3 protein-coding genes are annotated in these 2,905 nt (G+C 69.6%); all 3 read right to left on the bottom strand.

Translation table 11 applies throughout. The annotated features are described in order from the left end of the window. Positions 1-1,072: chorismate-binding protein (locus tag WBA11_RS07895; RefSeq protein ID WP_424520152.1), on the bottom strand; the 1,072-nt coding region annotated here is incomplete at its 3' end. 110 nt (positions 1,073-1,182) lie between these two features. Beyond that, complete coding sequence (locus tag WBA11_RS07890; RefSeq protein WP_424520151.1) at positions 1,183-1,668, bottom strand: hypothetical protein; 486 nt, start codon at positions 1,666-1,668, stop codon at positions 1,183-1,185. A gap of 191 nt (positions 1,669-1,859) precedes the next feature. Next, on the bottom strand, positions 1,860-2,905 hold a 1,046-nt coding region (locus WBA11_RS07885; RefSeq protein ID WP_424520150.1), incomplete at its 5' end, for a glycerophosphodiester phosphodiesterase.

Here is a 2,905-nt window from a genome sequence, read left to right as displayed (position 1 = left end):
GCCCGTCTGCGACGACGGCCGTGCGGATGGCGACGTGGAACGCGGCCGTGCCGTCGGGCGCGGCGTAGCCGATCGTCCCGCAATACACGCCGCGCGGGCCGACCTCGAGGTCGCGGATGACGCCCATCGCGCGGAGCTTGGGGGCGCCCGTGATCGAGCCGCACGGGAAGAGCGCCCGCACCACGTCCCCAAGACCGGCCTCTGAACGGAGCGTCGCTGTCACGGTCGAAGTCATCTGCGTGACCGTCTCGTAGCGCTCGGCTTGGAAGAGCGCCGGCACGCGGACGCTGCCGGTCTCGGCGACCCGGGCGAGGTCGTTACGCAGCAGGTCGACGATCATCAGGTTCTCGGCCCGGTTCTTCGCGTCCGCCTGGAGATCGTCGCGAAGCTGATCGTCGGTCGCCCTCGAGGTCCCCCGCGGAGCCGTTCCCTTCATCGGCCGGGCCGTGATGGTCCGGCCCTGCTCCCTGTCGACACGGAAAAAGAGCTCCGGCGAGACGGACGCGATGGCCGCACCCTCGAGGGCGATCCACGCGCCGTACGACGCCTGTTGCCGATCTCGGAGCCGGGCGAACAGGGCGAGCGGGTCGCCCTCGAACGGTCCCCGCAGCGGCGCCGTCAGGTTGATCTGGTAGACGTCTCCCGCTCGGATGTGCGCGCGCACCGCGTCGATGGCGACCTGGTAGTCCTCACGCCCGTACCCGAACGCGAGGGCGCCGACCTCCGCTGGTAGCGGCAACGCCGCATTCACGTCCTCGAGGCCGAGAGCGAGCGGCTCGTCGTAGACGCCGAACCAACCGAGGGGCACCGTCTCGTCCTGCCTCACGTTGTGGAATCGCGTCGGCTCGAGGGCGTAGCCGGCCTCGTAGGCCAGGAAGCCGGCGACGTGGCGCCCGTCCTCGAGGGCGGCATCGAGGTCGCGGAGCAGCGGCTCCACCTCGTCAATCGTCGAGGCCGTCACGACGCGCGCGGGGTTCTCAAACAGCAACGCTCCCCGACGGCCGGTGTCGGCGTCGGGACGCGGGGCGTCAAGCAAGACGGTGCCGGGGCGGCGGAGGCGGTCGGCGAGCACGTCGGCCGGAGTCGTGAGAGACGCGAACGGCGAGCGACGCGCCGGGCTCCCCGTTGGCTGCGCCGCCCTGACGGTCCTCGAGGACGGTCGCTGGAGGTGGGGTGATGCCTCTAGCGGTTCATCATCGTGTCCGTGTCCTCCGGTCCCAGGTCGTCGCCCGTCAGGTTGGCGAGCGCGGGGCCGAGCGCGGCGCGGAACTCCTGCGCCCGCATCCGCTCCATCACGTCGCCACGGCCGGCGCAGTAGCCCAAGAGCGCGTGCGGGCGCTGCATGTGCTGGAGACCCTCCCGGACGACCCAGGTGTGCCACGGCCGCATGTCGCGGTCGAACGGACCGACCAAGCGTGCGTAGAGCCGGTTAGCGGCGCGCTCGACCTGCTCCTCCGACATCAGCTCGCCCATTTCCAGGAGGCGTTGGAGCCCGCCCCAGATGTACCCGGCCAAAAAGTCGTGCTGACCGTCCGTCAACGTGAGCCCGCTCTCTGGCCCCGTGTAGCCTAGGTCCGCGAGCGGCGTCCGAATGCACGCCTCGACGTGGGCGACGGACTCGCGGATGGTGGCTTCGACGTAGGCGGGGGACTTGGACAGATCGGACATGGTGGGAGCTAGAGAGGAGGAGCCATCTGCCGTCCTCATTTGCAATCCCTCCAGCGCGCAATGCCAGAACTCGTTTAAGTGCTCAACATGTGACGCTGCCATTCCCGCGACCTCGAGAGCGACGCTGCCTAACCCTAACTGGTACCGCAGGATCATACTGAGACCCCGGAGACCGGCCCGTCCTCGAGGCGCTAGCGCCCCAGCGCTCGGAGCACGAGCCCTGGGTGGTCGCTGAACATCCCGTCCACGCCCGCGACCTCGAGGGCGCGAACCTCGGCCCCGAGGTCTCCCTGGACCGCCGGATCGTCCCCATCCCGCAGGACCGGGGGCAAAAACGCGTTCTCGGCTCGGATCGTCCAGACGTGGACCTCGAGTCCGGCACGGTGGGCGTCCTCGACGAGACCCGATGGCGAGAGATCGTCCTCGAGGACGAACGACTTCGCGACGCCGATGGCGTCCGCGTAGGTCGCGACGGTCGCCAAGCCGTCCGGCGTCGTCATCTCGTCGTACGGCGTCTCCGGCCGGTCGGCGGGCGTGCCACCGGGGTACGCGAGTTGGACCAGGCGCAAGTCGGTCATGCCGCGCAACAGCTCCAGGTTGCCGATCTCAAACGATTGGATCCAGACGGGGTCCGTCCTCGAGGACCAGCCCGCAGCGTGCAACGCGTGGACGAGCGGTGCCTCGAGCGGCAGGCCGATCCGCCGGAAGTGGGTCGGGTGCTTGGTCTCGGGGTACAGTCCCACCGGCCGCCCCCGCGCGGCGCCGGCCTCGAGGGCAAGGGCGATGATCTCGTCCAAGGTCGCGACCTCAAACTGGCCGTCGTAGGCTGCGCTCTGCGGGCGGAGGTCGGGCAGGCGCTCGACCGCGCGCAGCGTCTTGATCTCGTCGAGGTCGAGGTCTTCGGTAAACCAGCCCGTCACCTCGACGCCATCGATGACTTTCGTGGTGCGCCGGTCCGCGAACGCCGGCCGCTGGGCGATGTCGGTCGTCTCAGAGATCTCGTTCTCGTGCCGCGCGATCAAGACGCCGTCGCGCGTGCTCACGATGTCGGGCTCGATGACGTCGGCGCCCTGCTCGATGGCGATCCGGTAGGCCTCGAGCGTGTGCTCGGGGCGCTCACCGCTCGCGCCCCGGTGGGCGATGACCAGGACGGAGTCGGCGGGCATGAGGAGTGCGAGAAGCAAGACCAGCATGACCGAGACTACGCCCTCGAGGTTGCGAACGTATGACTCGCCCT

The sequence above is a fragment of the Rubrivirga sp. genome (assembly GCF_049648075.1).
Lineage (GTDB): Bacteria > Bacteroidota > Rhodothermia > Rhodothermales > Rubricoccaceae > Rubrivirga.
Note: the sequence above shows the minus strand (reverse complement) of the source record. Positions and strands in the feature narration are given on the sequence as shown.